General features: G+C 66.0%; 18 protein-coding genes. 4 read left to right on the top strand and 14 right to left on the bottom strand.

The window, feature by feature from the left end; all coding sequences use genetic code 11:
* Window positions 1-91 precede the first annotated feature (91 nt).
* The 3 genes from QZY44_RS22080 to QZY44_RS22070 are packed head-to-tail and all read left to right on the top strand — an operon-like array spanning window position 92 to window position 1502.
* Window positions 92-928, top strand: coding sequence for a hypothetical protein (locus QZY44_RS22080; protein WP_295452433.1), 837 nt, complete (start codon window positions 92-94; stop codon window positions 926-928).
* A 39-nt stretch (window positions 929-967) separates the two neighbouring features.
* On the top strand, window positions 968-1207 hold the full coding sequence (locus tag QZY44_RS22075; protein WP_295452429.1) for a hypothetical protein: 240 nt from the start codon (window positions 968-970) through the stop codon (window positions 1205-1207).
* On the top strand, window positions 1197-1502 hold the full coding sequence (locus QZY44_RS22070) for a carboxypeptidase-like regulatory domain-containing protein (protein ID WP_295452425.1): 306 nt from the start codon (window positions 1197-1199) through the stop codon (window positions 1500-1502). Before QZY44_RS22075 ends, QZY44_RS22070 begins: the two co-directional genes overlap by 11 nt.
* A 57-nt stretch (window positions 1503-1559) precedes the next feature.
* On the opposite strand, the gene QZY44_RS22065 is transcribed toward QZY44_RS22070, so the two are convergent.
* The 11 genes from QZY44_RS22065 to QZY44_RS22015 form a co-directional block, all read right to left on the bottom strand.
* A complete protein-coding gene (locus QZY44_RS22065; RefSeq protein ID WP_295452419.1) occupies window positions 1560-2030 on the bottom strand; it encodes a hypothetical protein in 471 nt (156 codons plus the stop codon).
* A 93-nt stretch (window positions 2031-2123) separates the two neighbouring features.
* Complete coding sequence (locus tag QZY44_RS22060) at window positions 2124-3602, bottom strand: sigma-54 dependent transcriptional regulator (RefSeq protein WP_295452415.1); 1479 nt, start codon at window positions 3600-3602, stop codon at window positions 2124-2126.
* A 13-nt stretch (window positions 3603-3615) separates the two neighbouring features.
* Window positions 3616-4443 carry an N-formylglutamate amidohydrolase gene (locus QZY44_RS22055; protein WP_295452411.1) on the bottom strand — a complete coding sequence of 276 codons (828 nt, stop codon included), beginning with the start codon at window positions 4441-4443 and terminating at the stop codon, window positions 3616-3618.
* Window positions 4440-5753, bottom strand: a complete 1314-nt coding sequence (locus tag QZY44_RS22050) for a hypothetical protein (protein ID WP_295452408.1) — start codon at window positions 5751-5753, stop codon at window positions 4440-4442. The genes QZY44_RS22055 and QZY44_RS22050 overlap by 4 nt, the downstream gene beginning before the upstream one ends.
* A gap of 311 nt (window positions 5754-6064) precedes the next feature.
* The gene (locus QZY44_RS22045) at window positions 6065-7324 is read right to left on the bottom strand and encodes an MgtC/SapB family protein (RefSeq protein ID WP_295452404.1); all 1260 of its coding nucleotides are present in this window, start codon (window positions 7322-7324) and stop codon (window positions 6065-6067) included.
* A 44-nt stretch (window positions 7325-7368) separates the two neighbouring features.
* Window positions 7369-8226: a hydrogenase expression/formation protein gene (locus QZY44_RS22040; RefSeq protein WP_295452399.1), complete on the bottom strand. Its 858-nt coding sequence runs from the start codon at window positions 8224-8226 to the stop codon at window positions 7369-7371.
* A 270-nt stretch (window positions 8227-8496) separates the two neighbouring features.
* Window positions 8497-8796 carry a HypC/HybG/HupF family hydrogenase formation chaperone gene (locus tag QZY44_RS22035; protein WP_295452392.1) on the bottom strand — a complete coding sequence of 100 codons (300 nt, stop codon included), beginning with the start codon at window positions 8794-8796 and terminating at the stop codon, window positions 8497-8499.
* On the bottom strand, window positions 8793-9422 hold the full coding sequence (locus QZY44_RS22030; protein ID WP_295452387.1) for a HyaD/HybD family hydrogenase maturation endopeptidase: 630 nt from the start codon (window positions 9420-9422) through the stop codon (window positions 8793-8795). The genes QZY44_RS22035 and QZY44_RS22030 overlap by 4 nt, the downstream gene beginning before the upstream one ends.
* 153 nt (window positions 9423-9575) lie before the next feature.
* The gene (gene cybH, locus QZY44_RS22025; RefSeq protein WP_295452383.1) at window positions 9576-10268 is read right to left on the bottom strand and encodes a Ni/Fe-hydrogenase, b-type cytochrome subunit; all 693 of its coding nucleotides are present in this window, start codon (window positions 10266-10268) and stop codon (window positions 9576-9578) included.
* A gap of 50 nt (window positions 10269-10318) precedes the next feature.
* Window positions 10319-12109 (bottom strand): nickel-dependent hydrogenase large subunit, encoded by a 1791-nt coding sequence (locus QZY44_RS22020; RefSeq protein ID WP_295452380.1) that lies wholly within the window; start codon window positions 12107-12109, stop codon window positions 10319-10321.
* Window positions 12106-13242 carry a hydrogenase small subunit gene (locus QZY44_RS22015; RefSeq protein ID WP_295452376.1) on the bottom strand — a complete coding sequence of 379 codons (1137 nt, stop codon included), beginning with the start codon at window positions 13240-13242 and terminating at the stop codon, window positions 12106-12108. The genes QZY44_RS22020 and QZY44_RS22015 overlap by 4 nt, the downstream gene beginning before the upstream one ends.
* Before the next feature lie 416 nt (window positions 13243-13658).
* On the opposite strand from QZY44_RS22015, the gene QZY44_RS22010 reads away from it, so the two are divergent.
* On the top strand, window positions 13659-15569 hold the full coding sequence (locus QZY44_RS22010) for a porin (RefSeq protein ID WP_295452372.1): 1911 nt from the start codon (window positions 13659-13661) through the stop codon (window positions 15567-15569).
* A 507-nt stretch (window positions 15570-16076) separates the two neighbouring features.
* On the opposite strand, the gene QZY44_RS22005 is transcribed toward QZY44_RS22010, so the two are convergent.
* The 3 genes from QZY44_RS22005 to QZY44_RS21995 form a co-directional block, all read right to left on the bottom strand.
* Window positions 16077-16532 (bottom strand): sulfur globule family protein, encoded by a 456-nt coding sequence (locus QZY44_RS22005; RefSeq protein WP_295452368.1) that lies wholly within the window; start codon window positions 16530-16532, stop codon window positions 16077-16079.
* 151 nt (window positions 16533-16683) lie between these two features.
* Window positions 16684-17664, bottom strand: a complete 981-nt coding sequence (locus QZY44_RS22000; RefSeq protein ID WP_295452363.1) for a uracil-DNA glycosylase family protein — start codon at window positions 17662-17664, stop codon at window positions 16684-16686.
* Between the two features lie 5 nt (window positions 17665-17669).
* Window positions 17670-19220, bottom strand: coding sequence for a 2-isopropylmalate synthase (locus tag QZY44_RS21995; RefSeq protein ID WP_295452356.1), 1551 nt, complete (start codon window positions 19218-19220; stop codon window positions 17670-17672).
* Between the last annotated feature and the right edge of the window lie 152 nt (window positions 19221-19372).

Here is a 19372-nt window from a genome sequence, read left to right as displayed (position 1 = left end):
TATACTGGGCTGTACGCCGATCCTGCGTGGCGCTTGGCGCACCCCGGGCGGGCGCGTTGAGCGTTGCGATACCACGATAATGGAGGCAGGCATGAGTGACGCACTATCCAGGTGGGCGCGGCTGCGACGGCAGTTCAAGAGCTGGCAGTTCTACGCCTACGGTTTCATTCTTATCTATGCGCTATTGAATATCATCAGCAACCTCAATAGTTTCCGGGCCGACCTGACAGGCTATCTCAGCGAATTGCCGCAGGTGCTGCTCGACGCTGCCATCTTCGGTGTACTCACGCCGCTGGCCGTTATCTGGTTCATCCAATATTTCAGTACCCCGTTGCAGGACTGCACCGGTACGAGCACCCCGGGCGGCGACGTCTCAAAGGCAAAGCCTTTATCGAATGAGATATTTCTGGAGCTCAAACGGCGCTGGATGGTCTTCGCCTATGGGTTCATGTTCTTCGCCATGGCGATGGCCATCTACCCCTTCATGATCGACCGGATCCCGCCGAAGCAGGCGACGACCAGGAAGGGGACTACGAGTGCCTACGAGCACTACATGAAACGCCGCATGAATGCGCCCATCTCCATCCTGCGGGGTTGCGTCGCAGACGATAAGGGCACGAGCGATGCACTCGCGTGTCGTTCGAAAGACAGTGGTAGCACCGCGCCGCGCACCAGTTGGCTGATCCAGATGGGTGGCCAGGTCAGCCCCCTGAGGACCAGTGTCCAGGCACCCGCCACCCCGGTGGAAACCCCAGTCCCCAAGCCAGCCCCCCCACCGGCCGAGCCGGCGACCAAAGACGTCGAGGGCAGCTTTGAGATCCGCGGCGGCTTGGTCATTCCGCTCTATCTGGTGATTTTTTCCCTGATCGGCGGGGCCATCAGCCTGACCCGGCGGATCCCGGAATACCAGAAGCAGTCCGAGCCCTGATACATCCCGGTCGCGGGCGCCCCCCAACTGACCCCGGCGATGCTTCGCGCGTACCTGGTGTTTCAGATCGTCCGGTTTGTCTCGGCCCCATTCATCGCGGTGATCGCCTATTACGTGATCCGGCCTGAGTCGACGGAGGGCACGGTCGCGCTGGCCTTTGCCGCGGGGTTCGCCTCCGAGACGGTGCTGCTGTGGGTCCGCGCCGCGCTCAACAAGGTCATACCGGCCCCGCCCACCGGCGCGCTTACTGGGTCGGTAGTGGGGCTTGGTGACCGATAAGGACGCCCTACCCGCAGACAAGGCCAAGGTGAGCGTGGGGAGCACCCCCGCACTGACCACCAAGACCAACGAGCGCGGCTGCTTCATACTCAACGGCGTTGCGGTCGGTGACTGGGCGGTGGATGTGAGCGACAAGAACGGCCAACAGACGACCCTGGCACGACTGAAGATCGAGGCGAACAAGGCGACCTTCCTGCCGGTGAAACTGACGCAGGACAGCGTAGCCGAGGCGAACCCACCCGCACCCGACGACAATACCCAGGATGCCGGCACTGAGGCGATTTCCAACAATTAGCATACCGCCAAGTGTAGGTGCGACTTAAGTCGCACCTACATCCGAGCCGACGGTGCACTAGTCCCGGCTCATGGCCTCGAATGGCCGCCACTTGAGCGCGTCGAGCCGGGCCAGGGTCTCGCGGCGGCGGGTCTCGTCCGCCTCCCGGAACGCCTTGAGCACCGCGAGCAGCGAGTCGATGAGCCCCTTGACCAGCTTTCCCACATCGAGCGCCGCGGGCAGTCCAAACCGGGTCGCCCCTTCAAGGACGATCAGCCGCGAGCGCACCAGGTCGGTGAAGGCCGCCCGCTGCGCGACCGCGGACTCCACCCGCGCCCGGAAGCCCTCGACCTCGGTCAGGTCCCGATCCGCGATCAGGTGGGTCTTGGCCCCCTCGATCAGCACATCGAAGGCGGCCTTGGCGTCTACATAGGCGATGATGCCCATGGCATAGGTCTGCGGGTCATCGCGCCCTTGCTCGCACAGTAGCCGGGCGTGGCCCTCGCCCAAGGCTTGCTCGCGGGCCAGGATCTCAAACAGCGTGTCCATGGTCAGGGTCTCCGGTGGTTGTTGGTGCTTCTGGCTCCCGCGCTGGAACGTGGGAATAACAAAAACTGGAGGCTTCAGCCGGCAGGCGCCCGCTCAGGCGTCGGTCTTGGGCGCCAGCCCATAGCGCTCCAGCTTGTTGCGCAGGCCGACCCGGGACAGGCCTAGGGACTCGGCCGCCTGGCTCTTGTTCCAGCCGTGGCGGTCCAGGGCCTCGCGCACCAGGCGCTCCTCCAGGGCCTCCACCTGCTCTTTGAGCCCGCCGGGGGCGGCGACCGGGTCGGCCACCGGGTCCGAGCGCTGATCAGACCCGGCATCGGCCTCCACCGGGGCGGCACCGCGCCACAAACGGGGATCGAGCAACTCGCACCCCAAGAGATCCCCGGGGGCCATGATGAGCATGCGCTGGATCTCGTTGCGCAGTTCACGCACGTTGCCAGGCCAGTCATAGGTCTGGAGGCAGACCATGGCGTCGTCGGTGATGCCGCGGCACGCCTTCCCCAGCGTCCGGGTCAGTTCCTCAAGCAGTGACCGGGCGATGAGCGGGATGTCCACCCGCCGGTCGCGCAGCGGCGGCAGGTGCAGGCAGAGCCCCGCCAGGCGGTAATAGAGGTCCTCGCGGAAGCGCCCGGCGCGGCGCTCGCGGGCCAGGTCGCGGTTGGTGGCGGCCACCACCCGCACATCCACCCGGCGCCGGCGGTTGCTGCCGACCGGGCGCACCTCGCCCTCTTGGAGTACCCGCAGGAGCTTGACCTGGAAGGCCGGGGAGACCTCACCGATCTCGTCCAGGAAGATCGTCCCGCCGTCGGCCTGCTCGAAGAGCCCGATGCGGGCGTTGACCGCGCCGGTAAAGGCGCCCTTTTCATGGCCGAAGAGCTCACTCTCCAAGATGTCGTCGGCCAGTGCGGCACAGTTCTCGGCCACGAAGGGCCGGTCGGCGCGGGGGCTGTTGTAGTGCAGTGCGCGGGCGAACAGTTCCTTGCCGGTGCCGGACTCACCGGTGAGCAGCACCGGCACGTCATAGGGGGCGACCTGCGCGACCTGCTCGCAGACCCGATTCAGCGGGCTGTCGGGGCTGCGGGTGATGGAGTCGAGCCGGAAGTTGCGCTTGAGCTGCGCGCGCTGCCGATCCATCCGCTGCTCCAGGGTCGGCGCAGTCACCCGCATCTCCAAGGCCAGCAGGTCGTTCTCGCGCTGCAGCCGATGCAAGCGGCAGGCGTTGCGCACGGTGAGCAGCAGTTGGTCCGGATGCCAGGGCTTGGTGATGAACTGGTAGATGCCGACACGGGTGACGCCGTCGATGAGGCCGCTCCCCGCCGGGTGGTCGCAGAGGATCAGGCGCACCAGGTTCGGCCAGCGCTCACGCACCCGGGCCAGGAAGTCCATGCCGCGCATCTCCGGCAGCCGCTGATCGGCAATCACGGCCTGGAGACAGTCGCGCTCCAGGCAACGCTCGGCCTCCGTGACACTGGGGGCGATATGGACATCGAATTCGTCGGCGAGGATGGAACGCAGCGTGTCCAGGGACAGGGCTTCCCCATCCACCACCAGAATACTCGGGCGGGCGTTGGTCATGCGTCAGGCCCGCTCACTCCCGCCGCCATTGTGCCAGGGCCAGGACCAGGCGGTTGACGATGGCGCGGGTGGGCGCGATGTTGTCCGGATTGTGCAGGAGCAGGTCGCGGTTGATCTCGATGGTCAAGGGCTGCTTGCCGCGCAAGGCTTCCGGGTCGAAGCGATTCAGTGAATGGCTGCCCGCGTAGGGGTGGTTGTAGCGGATCACGTCGCAGAAGTTGAAGTCGACGTCCAGGTCGCCGACGCTGGTCTCGACGATCTCGGACAGGGTGAGCAGGAGTGCACGCTCGGCAAAGCAGTCGTTGACTGGATTGCCTTTCTGATCGCCGCCGTTGCCGAACATGATGAGCGGGCGCAACTCACCCTTGTCATTGGAACCACCGGTCCCGATGCCCGGCATGGTGTGACAAAACAGGACCTTTTCGATGGCTGAGCTGGCGACCAGCTCGACGAGACGGCGCTGGTGGGGCTCGATGTAGCGCTCGATAACCTGCCGGCGCACCTGGGCCGGGAGCCCACGATCGGACTGGTAGATCTTCACGCGCTGGCTGGTGAGGGTCTTGACGGCCCCATCCGCGCCGATGTCCTCGCACGGACGGTTGGGGTCCGCGTGGGCGCGCCAGATGGGGAAGCGCAAGACATGGGGGGCGGCGGGCAGGTCCAGATAGAGCTCATCGGAGAACTCGTCGGAGTCCTCCCGCCGGTCGCCGGGGGTGAACTTGGGATGCAGGTAGGGCTTGACCTCGCTGGGGGTCAGGTGGCCCCCATGCGGCAGCTCCAGCAGGACGGGGATTTGGCCCTCCCGATAATCGAGTGGGAGGGTGTCGAATACCTGGCTCACAGTCCGATTCCCGATAGCAGTTGCTTGGCGGCGAAGGCGCGCAGCAGCCCGGCATGGCGCTGCGGGTCGTCATCGCTGACCACCGCGGCATACAGGCGCGTACACCCATCCTCACGGGCGTCGTAGTGGGCCCCGACCGGGACCAGGGTGCCGCGGTGGATCTCCCGGTGGAAGCGGTCGAACAGCTCCGCCGGGGTGCCAGGATAGCAGAAGTAGCCGGTGCTGAGTTGGGGTCGGCGGTGGCGGTCGGTGAGATAGTCCCCCAAGAGAAAGAAGGGCGTGGACCCATTGAGCCGGAAATTGGGGTCGATCAGCCAGACCTCGCCGGCCCCGTCCTCGATCAGGTCCAGGCCGCAGACCCCATGCCAGCGCAGCGCGGCGGCGGCGCGTGCCGCCTGATCGCAGACCGCCGCCACCGCGGCCGGCGGCACCCATTGGGGGTCGATGCAGTTGCCGGCGTAGGCACCGTCCACCACCCGCTGCACCGAACCGCCGATGTAGGAGATCTCACCATCCGGTGCGATCTGGAGTTGGACGTTGAAGTTGTTGCGGATGTCTTGCAGGTACTGTTCAATCTTCAACGGGCGGCCGGCAAAGCGATGGCTGGCCTCCAGCAGGTCGCGCTCGTAGCGGCACAGCGCCACCCCGTCGCCCCCGCCGCAGGGTTCGGTCAGCTTGACCACGAACGGCAGCGACCACCGCTCCCGCCACCGGCCCTGGGCGAAGGACTCGGGACTCAGGCGCTCATGGCGCGGGACCCGCTCGGTCAACTCGTGCAGTCGGCCCTTGTCGTTCAGGCGCACCGCGAGCGTCGGGTCGTCCAGATAAAACCGCTCGGCGGGGATGTGCGCGCTGTCGAATGGGTGCGGCGAGACCACGCGCAGGTGCGGGTGCTCGACGACCCGATGGCGATAGTCGGTGGGGCCGGCATAGCGCAGTATGGCGCCGATCTGCCCGGCAAAATGCTCACGAAAAAAGCCGCTCCAGTAAGCGGAGATGTCAGCGGCCAGATGCACCGCACCCTGGTCCGCGAGGGTGATGAAGTCCCCGCCAAAGAGCAGGAAACGGGCGGCCTGGCAGCTGCGGTAGCGCTCGCCGCGCAGAAAGAAATACTGGTAGTCGCCGACCAGCGCCTCGCCGGACCCGTAATGCGGGTAGCGCGGCAGATGCAGCGCCTGCTCAGACAGTGCAAAAAGATCAGACAGGGAGCCGGCCGTGCACCGCGGCCAGGGGAGTGCGGCGCGCGGGCCGCGTTGGGGTCGGACCCAGGTTGACAATACCTGGCTTGCAAGTTGCTGAGGGATATACACCGGGGATTCCTCCGTCGGTTGAGGGATCCCGACCCTTCTGATCAGCGCGTCGAGCGCCCGCGACGGGGCCGCACGGCTATCGGGGTCAGGAGCGGCAAGGGTCCGACGCCCACGCAGCGGGGCATCGGGAAGGACGAGGCAGCAACGAACCTGAGCGTAGATCAATACGCGGAGTCTAGATGGCCGCTGTGACGGTTTGCTTAACCCCGTCCGACGCGCACCGGCCGCCCGCGCGGGCAGCTCCCCGCACGTAGTGGCGAACCGCAGAGGGTTCAAGCCCGTACAAGGGTCCGCGGTGCGGACCACTCACCTCACCAGAGCGTGATCCACACCGCGAGCGGGCCCACCACGGCCGCGCCCACCAGTGGCAGGGCCACGCTCGCCCCCAGTCGCCGGCCGCTGATGATGGTCGCCATCGCGCCTTTGACCAGTGAGTTGGTCGCCGCCGCGATGATGATGCCGGTGACCACGGTTTGCAGGGTGAGACCCGTCATTCCGGCCAGTGACAGGGTAATGGCATCCACGTCCGCAATGCCCGAGGCCGCCGCCAGGGCCAGCACCCCGGCGCTGCCAAGCCAGCCCTCGACCCACTTGGCCAGGACCATGATCAGGGCCAGAAAGGCGCCGAAGCCGATGGCCGCCGTCAGCTCCAAGGGGTTGGTCAGGGTGGTGGCGGCCGCTGCCGGTGAGTCGCCCGCGGTCCACCATTGGTAGAACGCCGCCCCATAGACCACGAGCGTCATCAGACCCAAGGGGAGCAGGGCCGGCAGCAGCGCGCTGGGGGCCGCCACCGCCAAGACCAGGGCCATGCGCGGGAACATGGTACCGCAGGCGAGCAGGATGCCGGTGGCGAGCATGGGGCTCAAGTCCGGCTGGCTGCGGGCCAGGCGGGAGAAGTGCAGGGTCAGGGCCGTGGACGAGGCCAGGCCGGCAAAGATCCCGGTGAAGACGGCCCCTTTGCGGGCTCCCGCTTCCTTCACCGCAAAGTAGCCGACGAAGGACATGGCCGCGATCAGGACCACCATCCACCAGATGCGATAGGGATTGAGCGCCTGCCACGGGCCATAGCCCTGATTCGGCAACAACGGCAGGACGACCACCGACAGCAGCAGCAACTGGAGCCCGGCGGCCAGTTCCTGGCGCTGAAGGGTGGTGAGCCAATGGTGCAGGACCGGTTTTGCACTCAGCAGCACGGCGGCGACTACCGCCCCGGCGGCAGCCACGGCGACCTGGCCCGAGGCGGCCAGCGCGCCCAGCACAAAGGTCAGCAGCCCCGCCACCGGGACCGTGATCCCGATGTGATCCGGTCGGCTGCGGGCGCGGATCGCATGGGCGGTAGCGAAGAGTAGCGCGAGCCCAATCAGCCCCAGGGCCGTCAGCCATGTCCCCAAGGGCGGCGCCACCAGCGTCGCCGAGCCGCCCAGCAAACCGATGAGCGCAAAGGTCCGGACCCCCGCGACCCGGGTGCCATCCTCTTCATCACGCTCCGACCAACCGCGCTCAATCCCGATCAGCAGCCCAACCGCCAGGGCGACGCTCAGGTGGTAGAAGGTAGCTTGGGCGGGGGACATGGCAGGGCCTCAGGGTATTGGGACGGGGCGCGCCGCGGACCAGACTAGAACAAGGCTTCCAAGATCTCGGCCAGGCGCTGCGCGCTGTCGTCCAGATCTTCCTGGGCCGCCAGCACCGCCACCGGCACCTCGGTGATCTCGATGGAATCGAGGATCAGCACGTCCTGCGAGTTGTAGTGCTGCACCCGCCAGCAATGGCGCACCGCGGTGGCGGTGACCCGACAGTTGCCATAACCGCTGGAGAGCAGGGTCACCGGCCCGGTACCCAGGCTGGCCGCGAGACAACTCAGATCCTCGGGGGTCTGGGGCAACAGGGTCAGATTCACGATGTGCGGCGGCGCACCGCCTTGACGGCCGGCGACCTGGGCGTTGACCTCCGCCAGTACGCCGGGGGCATTCATCACACCCGCGGGCCGCGGATCGGGGATCGGTGCCTGGTCCGCTGCGGCGTGCAAGGCGGCGGCCCGCACCAGGGCGGGCAGGTCCGCTACCTCCAGATGAACCGGCCCCGCGGCCCCATCGACACCGACCAAGCGCACCCACCAGACCCCGGCCAGCCGGGTCTCCTGGACCCGCCCGGCCCCACGACCGGTGATCAAGGCGCTGACCTCACCATCACCGAGCGTCTGCTCCAGAAATTCGCGGTTACCGGCATCCAGCATCGACAGGTCCAGCACCACCGGCGGGTCCGCGACCCGCTGGGCGGCGAGTATGAGTTGGAGCCGCGCCAGCAGCGCCAGGGCCGGACCAAAGGCAGGCAGGACCTCCGGCTCGGGCAGGTTGGGCGGCGAATAGGTCCCCATCGTCTTGGGCATGGGTAGGTAGTCGAGCGCCGCCCCGTCCTCCTCCGCCGGCTGGGTACCGGGACCGACGAGGCCCATGGGGTTCTGGATCTGGTGCATAGGTGAACTCAGTGGAGAAAGCAATTGGTCTAACGCGGCTTCGTCTCAGACCGACGCGCGAAAGGCCGGTAGCCAGTCATTGAGGGTCGTGCCAATCGGTGAAAAATAGACAGGATTAACAGGATTTTGCAGGATTCACAGGATAACAAGATCGCAACTCGTGTAATCGATAATCCTGTAAATCCTGCGAAATCCTGTTAATCCTGTCCATTTGTTCTGCGGGCCACGTGGACCTTGCGGAGTGGCACGAGCGAATCCCGGGGTGCCCCTTCAGGGCTCGCGCAGGAACTCCGGCAACTGGGGCTCCCGCCCCACCAGGTCGGGGAACAGGTGGTCGAATGGATCGCCGGCCGCCGCCGCGCTCAGTGCCGCCAGGGCATCCAGCACCAGTCGGGCGCGGGGCTCGCTCAACACCTCCCGCGCCGCACCCTGGAACACCAGCAGCCAGGCGCCCAGGCGCTGCTCCCCGACCAGCCGCGTGTCGACCTGGACCGCATCGCCGGAACCCTGGCACCAGGCCCAGTGGGGGCCGGCCTCAATGACCTGCATCGGCACGCCGATACACATCATGCTCCCCCGAACGCCGCCAGCACCCGCGGGTCGCCCACCCGACAGGCCGTGGCCTCGCTGGGACGACCGGACTCGTAGGCGTCCAGGCTCAAGGCCGGATCGGGGAGATCCACCAAGCGCCCGGGGTTGCCATCGAGCGGCTCGCCATGGACCCCGAAGCCCGCGAGGAACTCGAGGGCCAGTTCAATGGCGGGGAAGATGCAGGCCTTGACGGGCGGCCGCAAACTGCCGCCAAAGTCATCCAGTTCCACCGGCTGGACGCCGATCAGCAACAGGTGTTGCGGATATTCTCCCAGCAAGTCTGCCAGCGCCAGCACTTCCTGGAACCCGGTCTGGTGCAGGCTCATTTTCTTGGCCCCCAGGAAGCGGGGCACCTCGGCCCCCTCCACCCGCTTGAGGGTGCCGGGTGGCAATCCGTAGTCCACCGCGTCGAAGACCACCAGCACGTCGGTCCACCGTACCTGATCGACCAGATAGATCCCCTGGGTACCACCGTCGAGCAGCCGGACGTTGGGGCCGAAGCGGTAGCGGCCAGCCAGCGCCTCCACCGCCCGCACCCCGAATCCTTCATCGGCCCAGAGGACGTTGCCGATGCCCAGAATCAATATGTTGGGTGGCTCATTCATCGCGTGTGCCCGAGCCGTACGGGGCATTGGCCCCGTCCGGAATGTTTAGGTGCCGATTGCAAAGCAGTGGGCCTACGGTGTGATGGCGGAATTCAAACGTTCGGGACGGGGCGCATGCCCCGCCCCGCGTAGGGGCGGGTTTGAAACCCGCCCCTACGGGCGGTCGTCCTTGAACATCCGCCAGCCGCTGACCATGGTACTGATCAGGCTCTGGCGGGAGAGGATGTCCTCGCGGATGGCGGTATAGACGTGCAGCATGACAAAGATGCCTATGACCCACATCCCCCAGTGGTGCCACATGCGCACATCCTGACTCTGGCCGACGAAGGGAATGACCCAACCGAACCAGCGGTCCTGCCAACTCCCGAGCCCGGCCCCTTCCGAGTAGAGTGCAAAGCCCGTGAAAATCATCACGATGCCGCCAACGGTGATGATGACCACCATGAACAGGTGGGCCAGCGGATTGTGGCCGATATATTTGCGCGGCTCCTTCTCCAGAAAGGCGTACCAGCGCACCTCGTGCCAGAGCTCACTCCAGAAGCTGCGGCGCCAGACCGGCAAGGTGAATAGCTGGTGCGACCAGCGATTACCGACCATGGCCCAATAGAGCCGGAAGATGAAACCGACGGCAAAGACATAGGCGGCGGCGAAGTGGGCAAAGCGGATATAGCCCATCAGGTAATGATCGCTGGCCTCCCCGGACAGGGTCGGCAATGGATTGCCGATCAGATACCCGGTCACGGCCAGGATGGTGATCGACAGGGCACTGATCCAATGCCAGGCGCGCAGCGGCGCCTCATAGACATAGACCGCGGTGCGCTTGACAGTGGGGACGGCGGTACTCATGGGTACAGATCTCCGCAACTGATGAATAAGAGGGCAGATGTCCCCACTGCTTACCGCACCTTGGCCCGTGTCAGTTCCTCCCCCTCGGGGCTCATGACGTGGGTGGAGCACGCCAGGCAGGGGTCGAAGCTGTGCAGGGTGCGCAGGATCTCCAAGGGCTGATCGGGGACCGCGACCGGGGTGTTCAGCAAGGCCGCCTCGAAGGCGCCGATGTTGCCCGCCGGGTCACGCGGGGAGCCGTTCCAGGTCGTCGGCACCACCGCCTGGTAGTTCTCGATCCGCCCCTTCTTGATGACGATCCAGTGCCCGAGCGCGCCGCGCGGGGCCTCGGTGGTCCCCACCCCCCGCGCCTCTTTCGGCCAGGTCGAGGGGTCCCACTTGGTCACATTGGCGGTACTGCTGTCACCGGCCTTGAGGTTGGCCACCAGCTTGTCCTGGAAATAACGCAACTTATGCACGGCCCAGGAGGCCTCGAGCCCGCGGGCCGCGGTGCGCCCCAGGGTCGAGAACAGCGCGGTCACGGGGAGCCCAAGATCGGTCAGGACCTTCTCGACCGGCTCCTTGAACTCCGGGATGCCCTTGGCGTAACCGATCACCCAGCGGGCCAGTGGACCGACCTCCATGGCATGGCCGCGCCAGCGCGGGGCCTTGATCCAGGAATATTTGTCGCCCTCGTCGATCTGCTGGATATTGGTCTTGGTCCCCTTGGTGTTGGGGCCAAGCACAAAGTTGGGTTCGGTCACGCCATCCCAGGGGTGTAGGCCCTTGCGTTCGTCCGGGTAGCTGTACCAGGAGTGCGCGACGAACTCCTGGATCTGCTGCGGGTCGCGCAGGTCCACGTCGAGGACCTCCTTGAGATTCCCGTTGATGATGGCCCCGCGCGGCAGGCACTGGTTGGCCGCGGAGTTGTCGTTGGCCCGCTCCGGGATGTCGCCATAGGACAGCACCGAGCGGCTGGACAGCCCGCCGCCGAAGGTCCAGTCCTTATAGAAGGAGGCGATGGCCAGCAGGTCCGGGAGGTAAACCTGGTCGATAAAGTCGATGGTGCGGTCGATGATGGAGGAGACCAGGTTCAGCCGCTCCATGTTGACCGCGCCCACGGCCCCGGTACCGTCGAGGTTGATGGCACAGGGCACCCCGCCCACCAGCCAGTTGGGGTGGGGGTTCTTGCCGCCGTAGACGGTGTGGATCTTGACGATCTCGCGCTGGAAGTCGAGCGCCTCCAGATAGTGTGCGACCGCCATCAGGTTGGCCTCCGGCGGCAGCTTGTAGGCCGGATTGCCCCAGTAGCCGTTCATGAAGGGACCCAACTGGCCGGACTCCACGAAGCGCTTGAGCCGGTTCTGCACGTCCCGGAACCAGCCCGGGGAGGACTGGGGCCAGCTGGAGATGGACTGCGCCAGGGTGGAGGTGGCCTTGGGGTCCGCCTTCAGGGCCGAAACCACGTCCACCCAGTCGAGTGCGTGCAGGTGGTAAAAATGCACCAGGTGGTCGTGTGACTGCAGGGTCAGCTGCATGATGTTGCGGATGGTGTTGGCGTTCTCCGGGATCGCGATCCCGAGCGCATCCTCCACCGCCCGGACACTGGTGAGCGCGTGGGTGCCGGTGCAGACGCCGCAGATCCGCTCGGTGAAGGCCCAAGCGTCGCGCGGGTCGCGGCCCTTGAGGATCACCTCCAGCCCGCGCCACATGGTGCCGGTGGACACGGCGTTGCGGATCACGTCGTCCGCGTCGAGGTTCACCTCGACGCGCAGGTGGCCCTCGATCCGGGTGACCGGGTCAACCACGACCCGGGTGCCAGAGCTGTCCAGGGTGAAGCCGTTGGGGGTCTTGATACTCATGAACGCTCACCTGTCTGGTTCTTGGCCTGATCGCCACTGCCCTCACCGGGCGCGCTGTCACCGAATTCGCCCGGCTTGCGGGCCCGCTTGACGGCAGAGGCCACCGCGTGGGCCGCCACCGCGGCCCCCACGGTGCCGGCCGCGGCCAGGCCCACGCGATCGGCGTTGAGCTCGACGCCGAAGACGCGGGTTTCGGTTACATGGTCATAGAAACTGCCCTTGTCCCAGAAGCCGTCCTCGGAGCAGCCGATGCACCCGTGCCCGGACTGGATCGGGAAGGAAACGCCGTCGTTCCAACGCACGGTGGAGCAGGCGTTGTAGGTCGTCGGCCCCTTGCAGCCCATCTTATAGAGACAGTAGCCGCGCCGCGCCCCCTCGTCGTCCCACGACTCGACAAACTGACCGGCGTCGAAGTGGGGTCGGCGATAACACTTATCGTGGATACGCTGGCCGTAGAACATCTTGGGCCGGCCCTGGCGGTCCAGTTCGGGGATGCGCTCAAAGGTCAGTAGGTAGGCCACGACCGCGGTCATGACCTCCGCGATCGGCGGGCAGCCCGGGACCTTGATGATGGGCTTGTCGTGGATGACCTTATGAATCGGGACCGCCTGGGTCGGGTTGGGGTGGGCCGCCTGGACGCACCCCCAGGAGGCACAGGTGCCCCAAGAGATGATCGCCTTGCAGTCCGCCGCCGCCTCCTTGAGCTGCTCCATGAAGGGCCGACCGGCAATGAAGCAGGACATGCCGTCCTGGTTGAGCGGCGCGTTGCCCTCCACCGCCAGGATGTAGTTGCCTTTGTACTTCGCCCGGATCTCCGTGAGGATCGCCTCGGCCTGGTGCCCGGAGGCGGCCATGATGGTGTCGTCATAGTCGAGCGAGATCATCGACAGCACCACGTCCTTGACCAGGGGGTGGGCCGAGCGGATGAAGGACTCAGAGCAACAGGTACACTCCAACCCATGGAGCCACAGCACCGGGAGGCGCGGCTTGGTCTGCATCGCCTGCACCAACTGGTCGGCCGCGGCCGGCCCCAGACCCAGGGCCGTGGCGGTCAGGCTACAGAACTTGAGGAAACTGCGGCGGGTGATCCCCTGGCGCCGCATGACCTCATAGAAGGTCTCGGTGGTCGGCATCGTCTCTCCCCTCGGGTGGGCGACCGCGCAGGGGGTCGCGTCTTGCATGTAGGGACCCTGACGCAAACGGCGGGCCAACTAGGCATCATCAATTATTCAATGGGTTACAAATTGCCCGCCGATCGGAACGGGCCGGCGGTGCAAAGCATGCTACCGGTCTTGCCACGCAAGCCGTCAACGATCTTTGCAGCACCGGCCCGGCTGCCGCGCCCTTCGCGGCGGGGACCGCGCAACCCGAGCCGACCGGACACCTGGCACCGAGTGAGTCGAAAACGCAACAGTCGCTCTTGGTGTCTCTTTTTTTTCTCGACACTGTTGCAAACCTCCCCGGCGTCGTCTATAGTTCGCCCTGCTAAGCGCGATTGCGTTAGGTTTATGCAGTCCTTGTTGCTGAATCCACAACAGCGGAGATCATGATGAACAAAAAGCTTCTTACCCTGGCGGTCGCCACCGCCCTGGCCGTCCCGGCCTACACCGCGTCTGCCGAAGCCATCCTGTACGGTAAGGTCAACGTCTCGCTCGACTACATCAACGTCAGCCAGAACGCCACCTATTTCCGTCCTGGCAACACGGTCAGCCCGCTGTTCAATGCGGCCAGCTTCTTCTACGGCACCGGCGGGCAGAATACGGCGCCTAACGCCGTGGCGCAGGCAGCCCAGCAAGTCGCCCTCCAGACTCAACTCGGTGGGCTGCCGATCGTCAATGGCGGCGTGTTCCTTCCCGGGGGCATCGGTACGCAAGGCCTGACGCAGAGTCGCGTGGTATCGGCGGCGGCGGTCACGACGCTGAGCACGCAGTATAACAACACCTATGCCAGCATCTATAACTCCCAGATCCGGGCCGGTGCGACCGCGGCTAACGCCGCCACCGTGGCGGCCGCCGGGGCAGCGCAGTATGGCAACCCGAATACCGGTACGCAGTGGGGCGCTGGCCAAGAGGTCATTAATCTCACCTCGCAGCAACTGGCGAACGTGACCGCGGCGGAGAATACCGGGTGGGCGGCCGTCCAGGCCGGCGGCTTCGGCAACATTTATGGCGGCGCCATTGCGCTGAACACCTACACGCAGGGCCAGGTGGCGAACCTCCAGAATGCCATCAAGGCCAACTCGATCAACGCGGTGCAAACGGCACAGGCCAATGCCCAGATCCTGGCGCTGGTCGGCGCCAACGGCAAGGGCGGATATGCCGCGGCGGCACTGCGCGCCTCGTCCCTCGCCAGCATCCGGGCCGGCCAGAAGTACAATGGCTGGGGCTTGGATACCTCCAATCCCATCAACGGCCCCGCCTCCCGCGTCGGCGTCAAGGGCTCCGAGGACTTGGGCAACGGCCTGAAGGCGATCTACCAGATCGAAATCGGCGTGGACATCAGCAACGCCAACCGCGACTACTCGCTGACCACTGGCAACCGTGGCGGCACGGCCGGCGTCGGCACCAGCGTGTCCCCCTCCGGCTTCTCCTTCCGCAACACCTTCGTCGGTTTGACGGGTGACTGGGGTACCGTCATGCTGGGTCGTTATGACACCCCGCTGAAGCTCTCCACGGCCCGCCTGGACCTGTTCGCCGATACCCTGGCGGACTACAACAGCACGGTCGGCTTCCAGGACATCCGCGCGGACAACACAATCGCCTTCATCAGCCCGAACTTCAGCGGGTTCCAGTTGGCGATGGCCGCCGTCCCGCAGAATGCCTCCACCCCGATTCTGCTCAACGGGCTGCCCGACAACAAGGCATCCAATTTCGCCGGTGCCTACTCAATGGCCGCCACCTACAAGAACGGCCCCTTCTACGGGTCTGTGGCCTACGAGGCCTTGGGGAAATCAAACTTCGCGGCTGACAACCCGTACTACCAGTTCACCTTCCAGAACAAGACGGCCAAGGACGACACCAAGGTGCGCATTGGCTTAGGCCTGCTGGACTGGAACGGGTTCACCCTGACCGGTATCTACGAGCAGCGCAACAACATCAATGGCGCCCCGGTGAAGTCGAACGGCAACTTCCTGCAGTTCCAGGGCGCCTATGCCTTCGGCAGCAACACGGTCAAGGTTGCATGGGGCCGCGCGGACCTGAGCCGGTGCGCCGATCCGAACCTGGTTGGCTTCCGCTTCACCTGCCAGGCGGGCGTCGTCGGGCAGTACCTGGCCGGCAGCGGCGCCCCGCTGATGGACCAAAAGCGCAAGGAAGTGTTTTCGGTTGGGTATGACTACAACTTCAGCAAGCGTACCGCGGCCTATGCCCTCTTCACCCAGACCACCGACAAGGTCAGTGGGGTTGGCGGCGGGAACGGGAACTGGAACGGCTTCTCGGTCGGCATGACCCACAGCTTCTGATGAGATAGGAGCGCGCCTTCGGGCGCGCGCAGGGATGCATGAAAAACGGGGCCAGTAGGCCCCGTTTTTTTTGTCCTGGATTTCTTGCTCCCTCCCTGGGAAGGATGGAGTGTCGGCAGCGGCGAGGGCTGGAAGCCGGCAATTGATCACGCCAAGGCGCCAAGCTCGCCAAGAAATACCAACTCATGGGGCAAGTCGAGTGGCACCGTTTGAGACTACCCTACACGGTCAACCAGCGGGGCTGGCCAACCAGACAGTTGCCCCCAAGCGCCGAGTGATCACCCGCGCAGGTGAAGCACCCGACGCCGATCAGTGACTGACAAGCCTTGGCGAGCTTGGCGCCTTGGCGTGAGTGACTCCAGGATATGGAGTAACCGTCGCGGCCGGGAGCCGCTCCTACGAGAACACGCTGTTGGGGGGCAGGTGGGCTCGCATAAAAAAGGCCAGGGGATGCCTGGCCTTGGTCTGGCGCGCCATCGGGGCGCGCCCGCGGTCGCCCGCGCGAACTTACTTGGCGTCGGCCTTGGCCGGGGCCGCGGGGGCGGGCGGCGGGGCCATCGGCGCCGGGTAAGGAGCAGCATAAGGGGCGCCGTAGCCGTAGGGGGCATAACCGCCGCCATAGGGGGCGCCGTAGGGACCATAGCCGCCGTAGTAAGGGGCATTGTAGCCGTAGCCATCACCATAGCCGCGGCCATAGCCATACCCATCGCCACGCCCACGACCGTACCCGCGACCGCCGCCGCCCATGCTCATGCTGAAGTCGCCGTCACCGAACATATCGCCAGAGCCATCACCCCAACCGTTGTTGCCCCAGCCGTTGTTGTTGCCCCAACCGTTCCCGTAACCGGGGCCGCCCCAGGGACCACCGCCCCAGGGACCGCCACCCCACGGACTCCAGGCGGATGCGGAGGCGGACACGCCCAGCAGGGCGGCAACGGCGACGGCAGCAGCAAGCTTCTTCATTATTGGTCTCCAGTGGATTGCATTCGTTACAACCAGCGGGGCGCCCAGCGCCTCGCTCACGGAGATCAGCATATAAGCAGTCTCTAAAATATGCAAGACCGATTTTCCCACTGACCGACCGCACACCTGTCAAGCGCCAAACCCTGACTGACTAGCTGGCAGCCCGCAGCCGCCGGGCGACCTCGATCAAGTCCTCCCAGGCCTTGGCCTTTTGGTCCGGGGAGCGCAACAGGTAGGCCGGATGGTAGGTGACGCGCAGCGCGATGGCCGCGGGGCCATAGTCGAACCAGTGGCCGCGCAAGCGACCCACAGGGGTGTCGGTGCCGAGCAGGTTCTGGGCCGCGACCGCACCCACGGCCAGGATCGCCCGGGGCTGGATCAATTCAACCTGTCGTGCCAGGTAGCCGTGACAGTGCTGGACCTCCCCCGGGTGCGGGTTGCGATTGTTGGGCGGGCGACACTTGAGGATATTGGCAATATAGACCTGATCGCGGGCTAAACCGATGGCGGCCAACATCTGGGTGAGGAGCCGACCGGCCCGGCCCACGAAGGGCTGGCCCTCCCGGTCCTCATCCGCCCCCGGGGCCTCACCGATCACCAGCAGGCGCGCCTGCCGATCACCGACGCCAAAAACGGTTTGGGTGCGGGTCTCACAGAGCGCACAGGCGCGGCAGCCGGCAACCGCAGTGGCCAGGGCGTCCCAAGTCAGCGCTCCCGGGTCCTCGAGCAGGGGCGCAGGATCGGCCACGTCGGCTGGCACGGCATGCTTGGCCGGCACCGTGCTGGACGCCGTCGCAGGGGGTGTCGCAAGTCCCGGGGGCGGCTCCCAAACGGGCTCCCAGGCCGATTCCCATACCGGCTCCCAGGTGCTGCCCGGCTCGGGCGGGGGCTGCCGATCCTGCGCCGGCGTCGGCGGCACCTCAGGTGGCGGCGTCACCAGTGGCGCTGCCGCCACGCGGGGCGGCGTCGGTTCAATCAGGTCGACGACCGGCGGCGCAGCGCGGTGCGGACCGGAGGACGGCGCCGCCACGGGCGGCGACACGCCCGCTCGCGGGACCCACGCCTCGATGCCCATGGCCTGCAAATAGGCCCGCCGCCGTGACTCGTCCACTGTCTGGTCGCTCCCGGCCATGGGGCTCAGACGTCCCCGATCTGGGGATGGGCACGCTCGACGGCATGCAGGATCTTGTTGCAGGCATTGATGTAGGCCTTGGCGGAGGCGATGACGATGTCGGTGTCCGCCCCCTGACCGTTGACAATGCGCCCCCCCTTCTCCAGCCGGACCGTGACCTCGCCCTGGGCGTCGGTGCCGCTGGTGATGGCATTGACCGAGTAGAGCTTGAGCACGGTGCCGCTGTTAACGATCGACTCGATGGCCTTGAAGGTGGCATCCACCGGCCCGCCGCCAGTGGCCGTGCCGGTGCGCTCCTCGCCATCGAACTGCAGGACGACGGCCGCATTCGGGACCTCTCCGGTCTCGGAGCAGACCCGCAGCGAGACCAGCTTGACCCGCTCCTTGGCAGCGTCCAGGTTGGCATCGCTGACCAGGGCCTGGAGGTCCTCGTCGTAAATGTCGTGCTTCTTGTCCGCCAGGTCCTTGAAGCGAGAGAAGGCGGCATTGAGTTCCTCCTCCGAACTCAAGACCACCCCCAACTCCAGCAGCCGGCTGCGCAGCGCGTTGCGGCCTGAGTGTTTGCCCAGGACCATGCGGTTGGCGTTCCAGCCGACCTCCTGCGCGCGCATGATCTCGTAGGTCTCGCGGTTCTTGAGCACCCCGTCCTGGTGGATACCGGCCTCGTGGGCAAAGGCATTGGCACCGACCACCGCCTTGTTGGGCTGGACCGGAAACCCGGTGATACTGGAGACGAGGCGCGAACAGGGGACGATCTGGGTGGTGTCGAGGCGCACGTTGCAGTCGAAAAGGTCCTGGCGGGTACGCACCGCCATGACGACCTCCTCCAGGGCCGCGTTGCCGGCGCGCTCGCCCAGACCATTGATGGTGCACTCCACCTGGCGCGCCCCGTTGCGCACGGCCGCCAGCGAGTTGGCGGTGGCGAGCCCCAGGTCGTTGTGGCAGTGGACCGAGAAGATGGCCTGGTCCGCATTGACCACCCGCTCCCTCAGGGTGCGGATCAGGCTGCCGAACTGATCCGGAATGTTGTAACCCACGGTGTCCGGGATGTTCACGGTGCGGGCACCGGCCGCGATCACCGCCTCCAGGATGCGGCACAGGAAGTCGATCTCAGAACGCCCGGCGTCCTCCGGGGAGAACTCGACGTCGTCAGTAAAGCGCCGCGCGCGCTTGACCGCATGGACCGCCTGCTCCAGGACCTGGTCCGGGGTCATGCCGAGCTTCTTCTCCATATGGATGGGAGAGGTGGCGATGAAGGTATGGATACGCCCGGCGACGGCCCCGGCAAGGGCCTCACCGGCGCGGTCGATGTCCTTATCGAGCGCACGGGCAAGGCCGCAGACCCGGCAGTCTTTGATGACGGCAGCCACCGCCTTGACGCCCTCGAAATCCCCGGGGCTGGCGATGGGGAACCCGGCCTCGATCACGTCGACCTTGAGCTTCTCCAGGGCCTTGGCGATACGCACCTTCTCGTCCCGGGTCATGGATGCCCCGGGGGACTGCTCGCCGTCGCGCAGCGTGGTGTCGAAAATGATCAGGTGGTCTTTAGTGCTCATGGCTGTCCAATTCTCGGTAGGGTCGCAACGTCGAGAAGAGCGTACATGATAGCCTACCAGCCTTGCACCACGCGGTCCCGCGCATCGCGGGGGATGGCCCGCGGCCCCGCGCCGGGATTGCTCGACCTGGGCGCCGCGAAACCCACCCCCAG

The sequence above is a fragment of the uncultured Thiodictyon sp. genome (assembly GCA_903837595.1).
Lineage (GTDB): Bacteria > Pseudomonadota > Gammaproteobacteria > Chromatiales > Chromatiaceae > Thiodictyon.
The sequence above is the reverse complement of the archived record's forward strand: the minus strand, read 5'-3'. Positions and strand labels throughout refer to the sequence as shown.